The sequence below is a fragment of the Kitasatospora sp. NPDC097643 genome (genome assembly GCF_040302625.1).
In the GTDB taxonomy this organism is placed as follows: domain Bacteria; phylum Actinomycetota; class Actinomycetes; order Streptomycetales; family Streptomycetaceae; genus Kitasatospora.
The window spans coordinates 33,450-38,019 of sequence record NZ_JBEOSA010000082.1; the positions used below are offsets into that span (position 1 = coordinate 33,450).

At 69.7% G+C, this 4,570-nt stretch carries 3 protein-coding genes; all 3 read right to left on the reverse strand.

What is annotated here, in order from left to right; translation table 11 throughout:
* Window positions 1–438: IPT/TIG domain-containing protein (locus ABTY15_RS35135; RefSeq protein ID WP_350604904.1), on the reverse strand; the 438-nt coding region annotated here is incomplete at its 3' end.
* Between the two features lie 1,168 nt (window positions 439–1,606).
* The gene (locus ABTY15_RS35140; protein WP_350604898.1) at window positions 1,607–2,926 is read right to left on the reverse strand and encodes a replicative DNA helicase; all 1,320 of its coding nucleotides are present in this window, start codon (window positions 2,924–2,926) and stop codon (window positions 1,607–1,609) included.
* 179 nt (window positions 2,927–3,105) lie between these two features.
* Entirely contained in the window at window positions 3,106–4,215 is a 1,110-nt protein-coding gene (locus tag ABTY15_RS35145; RefSeq protein WP_350604900.1) for a helix-turn-helix domain-containing protein, read from the reverse strand.
* Window positions 4,216–4,570: the final 355 nt, after the last annotated feature.

Here is a 4,570-nt window from a genome sequence, read left to right on the forward strand (position 1 = left end):
GCCCGAGCCCGCCGGCACGGTCGCGGTGATCTGCGTCGCCGACACCACCGTGAACGACGAGGCGTTGACGGCACCGAACCGCACCGCCGTCGCCCCGGTGAACCCGCTGCCCGTCAGCGTCACCACCGACCCAGCCGCCCCCGACGCCGGACTGACCGAAGCGATCACCGGAGCAGCGACCGCGTACGTGAACGCCACACCGTTGCTGGTCGCCCCCCACCACCACGCCACCACGGTCACCTGTACCGTGCCCGAGCCCGCCGGCACCGTCGCGGTGATCTGGGTGTCCGACACCACCGTGAACGAGGAGGCGTTGACGGCACCGAACCGCACCGCCGTCACCCCCGCGAACCCACTGCCCGTCAGCGTCACCACCGACCCAGCCGCCCCCGACGCCGGACTGACCGAAGCGATCACCGGTATGTTGTTATCAACCATGAATTACCCCCATAGGGTTGTGCGGTCTCTGAGCTGACGAATGTCGTGCGTGCGCAAATCGGCAAGAGAGTCGGTTGTTCGCCCGGGATGCGCGACGACGGGCGCCGAGGCGGGGAGCCCCGGTCGATGGAGGGAACATCGACCGGGGCTCGTCAGGGGTGTATCACCGGGCGGGGCAGGCGAAGCAGACTGGCTCGTCTCCGTGGAGGAGTTCGCCGCCGTCCGCCCGGTCGCTGTTGTCGGAAGCCTCCCCGGGACGGCCGGAACGCCGTCCCGGGCCGCCCCGTCCCCGGCGCCGCCGGTGCTTGCCGCGGACGGACCCGGCGGAGCGCATCACGGAGGAGTTCCGTTCGAGAACGTGGTCGTCGGTGGCTGCGGTCACGCGTTCCCTCGTCGACGGTCCGCTCGAAGGTTGACGGCCCACCAACACCGTCGGCACGTACCACCCCAGCAGATGCCCCCAGCACCACACCGCTGAAGTCGTCCTGCCGCGGTCCGAGGGACGGGGGTCGGCGGACCACCTGGCCGCCGCACGGGCCAGCACGCTTCGGAACCTTTGGATCGCTTGCATGACGCCTCCTGGCGTATGTAAGCGGCCGCATCTGCCGGCACCGCTGAGACGGTGCCGGCAGATGGATCCACGTCCTCCACAGGGGTGCCCATCGTGAGCCGCACGTCACCCCGCCGCCTGAAGCAACAGCGGGCGCCGACTGCACGCTTCCCCCGGGAGGGATGGGCGGCCCGCCGGTTGGATACAGAAAAGTAATCCAGAGCCGTGAAATCGGTGACAAGTCCTCCGACCTGCTTTCACCCGCTTGGCGCAGCGCCCGGCCGTCTCCCGAAATCCGGGGAACGGCCGATTCCGGAGCGCGCGACCCGACGAAGATCAGCGAAAACGGATCCCCCGGTGGGGAATTTTCACGCTGATTCCCCACCCGGCGGGATCGCGACTTCCCGACCCGGGGTTACGCCGTGGGACCGGTCCGAGCAGGACCTGCGCGAGGGCGCTTCGAGGTTGTCGCAGCGGGCCGGGTCGACCGGCCTCACCACCGTGCCGTCCCGGCACGCCCGGTCCCGGCTGAGTCGCTGACCTGCGAAGTCCCGACAGTGGCTGCGGGCCGGTCGTCCGCCGTGGGACCCGGCCGCGGAATCCGGGACCCCGGGGACGTCATGTGACGTTGCGGGTGATGTCGACGAAACGCGAGTAGTGACCCTGGAACGCGACCGTCGCCGTGAATGTGCCGCCCATGCGGTTCTTGGCCACGATCAAGTCCGCCTCACCGGCGCGCGGAGAATCCTTCGTGTAGGCATCCTCCCGGTGGAGCAGGATGATTGCGCTGGCATTGGCCTCGATTCCTCCGGATTCCCTCAGGTCGGCCATGGCGGGTTTCCTGTCCGCGCGCTGCTCGACGCACCGGTTGAGTTGCGCGGCCACGACCACCGGAATGTTGAAGGCCTTCGCCAGTATCTTGAGGCCGCGGGCGAGTTCGTCCACCTCGGTCGTGCGGCTGCCGGCTCGGCCGGTCTCGGGGGTCATCAACTGCAGGTAGTCGACCAGGAGGACGGCCGGCAGCCGTCCCTGGGACTGCAGGCGGCGCAGCCGGGAACGCAGTCGGGGGATGCTGACCTCCTCGCTCGTGTCGACGGTCAGCGGAGGGACGTCGGCCAGGGCGATGGCCCGCAGTCGCCGTGCCTCCTGCTCCTCGTTCAGGGTGCGGTCGCGGATGCCGTGCAGGGGGATGCGGGCTTCGGCGGCGATCATGCGCTGGATCACCTGCGTATGCGTCATCTCCAAGCTGTTCAGGTAGACCGGAAGGCGGTGGCGGATCGCGGCGTGCCGGGCCAGGTCGACCAGCATCACGGACTTTCCCATCGCGGGCCTGGCGCCGACGACGACGAGATCGCCGGGCTCGATGCGCAGGCCGGCTTCCAGGTCCGCGTACGGGAGTGGCAGGAAGGGGACTGGTCCGGCGTCTTCCGCGGCGAACATCTCGTCGATCATCTCGGCCCAGTCCTTCACTTGGTCGTCGGCGGCCTCGATGCCGCAGGTGACAGCCATGACCTCGGTCTGGGCCGTGTCCAGGACGGTTCCCAGGTGGCCTTCGGCGGCGTACCCCATGCCGGTGATCCGGGTGCCCGCCACGATCAGGCGGCGCAGGACGGCGCGCTCGTGGACGATCTCGGCGTAGTACTCCACGTTGGCCGTGGTCGGGACGGAGTCGACCAGGGCGTGCAGGTACGAGGCGCCGCCGGCCCTGCCGAGCTCGCCGCGCTTGGTGAGCTCGTGCGCCAGGGTGATCGGGTCGGCCGGCTGGTCGGCTGCGTACAGGTCGAGGATCGCCCGGTGGATCAGGGCGTGCGCGGGTCGGTAGTAGTGCTCCGGCCTCAGAGCCGTGTCCGTCACGTCATTGATGGCGTTCGGGCAGAGCAGCATGCTGCCCAGCACGGACTGCTCGGCCGAGAGGTCCTGCGGGGGCCGACGTTCCATCTCCCGTTCTTCCTCCCCTCGGTGGCGTCGGCGGCCCGGGTGCGCCGCCGGGTCCGTCGGCGGCAGGTGCGGGGTGGCTTGTGGAGGGATCGTCATGGCGGTCTCCTGTCATGGCGAGGGGCGGGCCGGCAGGGTCACGGGCGTCGCCTTCCTGTTCTCCGACGCGCGGGACCGGCCGGTCAGGTGCTGGTGGGAACCAGTTGCGCGGCGGACGTGCAGGCACAGCGATCCGCGGTCTCCATGCCGTTGACGTGGCGGTAGACCCAGCCTTCGTCGCAGTCTCCGCAGAACGACCGGGGGGTCGGCTGCCAGGTGCTCCGGAAGCCCGGCTCGGCCGGAGCACCGGCGTACTGGGCCTTGGTGGCCTCGCCCAGGCCCACCCAGGACGGCTGCTCGGTTCCCATCCACGTCGCGACCGCCATCAGCCAGTTCACCGGCCGGCCCTGCCGCACCAACGTGGTCGCCGCCGCGGTGAAGTCGCGCAGCGCTGTCGCCCGGCGGTGCGGGCCGAAGCCTGCGGCCTTGCGCGCGTCGATCCAGGCCGCGACGATCCGCTGCACCTGGGCGTCCTCGGCGGCGGGTTCGCCGCTCTCGCCGAACCGCTCGGGAGCGGTCCTCGGATCGGCCGTGCCGGTCTTCTTCCGCTTCTTCACCGCCGGCTGCTCAGCGGACGGACCAGAAGAGGAGTGGACTGAGTTGGAGGACAGAGTTGGGGTGCTTGAAGCACCTCCTGACAGCACTTCAAGCACCCCGGTGCTTGAAGCACCCGGGTCAAAGGCCTGTGAACCGGTCGAATCCGGATGGGGGGTGCTTGAAGCACCCGGGAGGCTGGAAGCACCCCCCGAGACGTCCGGTCCTGCGGACCGCTTCACCCCCTTGTCGACCCGAGGCCTGCGCGGCGGTGCGGGAGCGAGCGGCGGCCGGTCCTCGGCCGTCAGCGGTCCCAGCCCGCGGTCGGCCCGGTCCTCGTTCACCTTTGCCAGCTGTTCGGGGCTGAAGAAGGAGAAGGGGATCAAGATGTCGTACACCTTCGGCCGCAGGGGCTTCGGGATGCGGAAGGCTGCCCGCTGATCGCCCTCACGGATGATGCCGCGGGCTTCCAACCGCTTCAGCCGGCGGGTGACTGTCGACTTGTCGCACAGGGCCGCCATCGCCAGCGAGTTCCGTGACGGATAGGCGTCGGTCCCGTCCGAGTTCGCCTTGCGCGCCAGTACGGTCAGCAGCAGCCGCTCGTAGGGGTCGTTCACCGGCGAGTGCTCGAGGGCCCAGTCCACGGCCAGAAAACTCATCGCGGCACCGCCGTTCCGTCGGAACGGCGGTGCCGCGTGCCGCTGGGCAACCTCGCACCGTTGGGTGCGGTCATCGTGTTGATCTCCTCTTCGTGACTACAGCCGTCCCGAAAGGATCAACCAGTGGCCGCCGCACCCGGACGCCACTCACCGAATCGCGATCAACCCCTCGGAACGGGGCCGGAATCCCCTGGTCACGCGACTCGCCGCCCGATGTCCCCGGTCGGCAGAACCCCTTCTGAGTCGGGCCTCCGGCGGCCGTGGCGGGGGCCGCCCCCCCCCGTGGCCGTATAATTTTTTTTAAGCATAGTGAAAAAGCAAATTAGGGGCGGGGGGGGGGGGGGGGCGGCCGGCG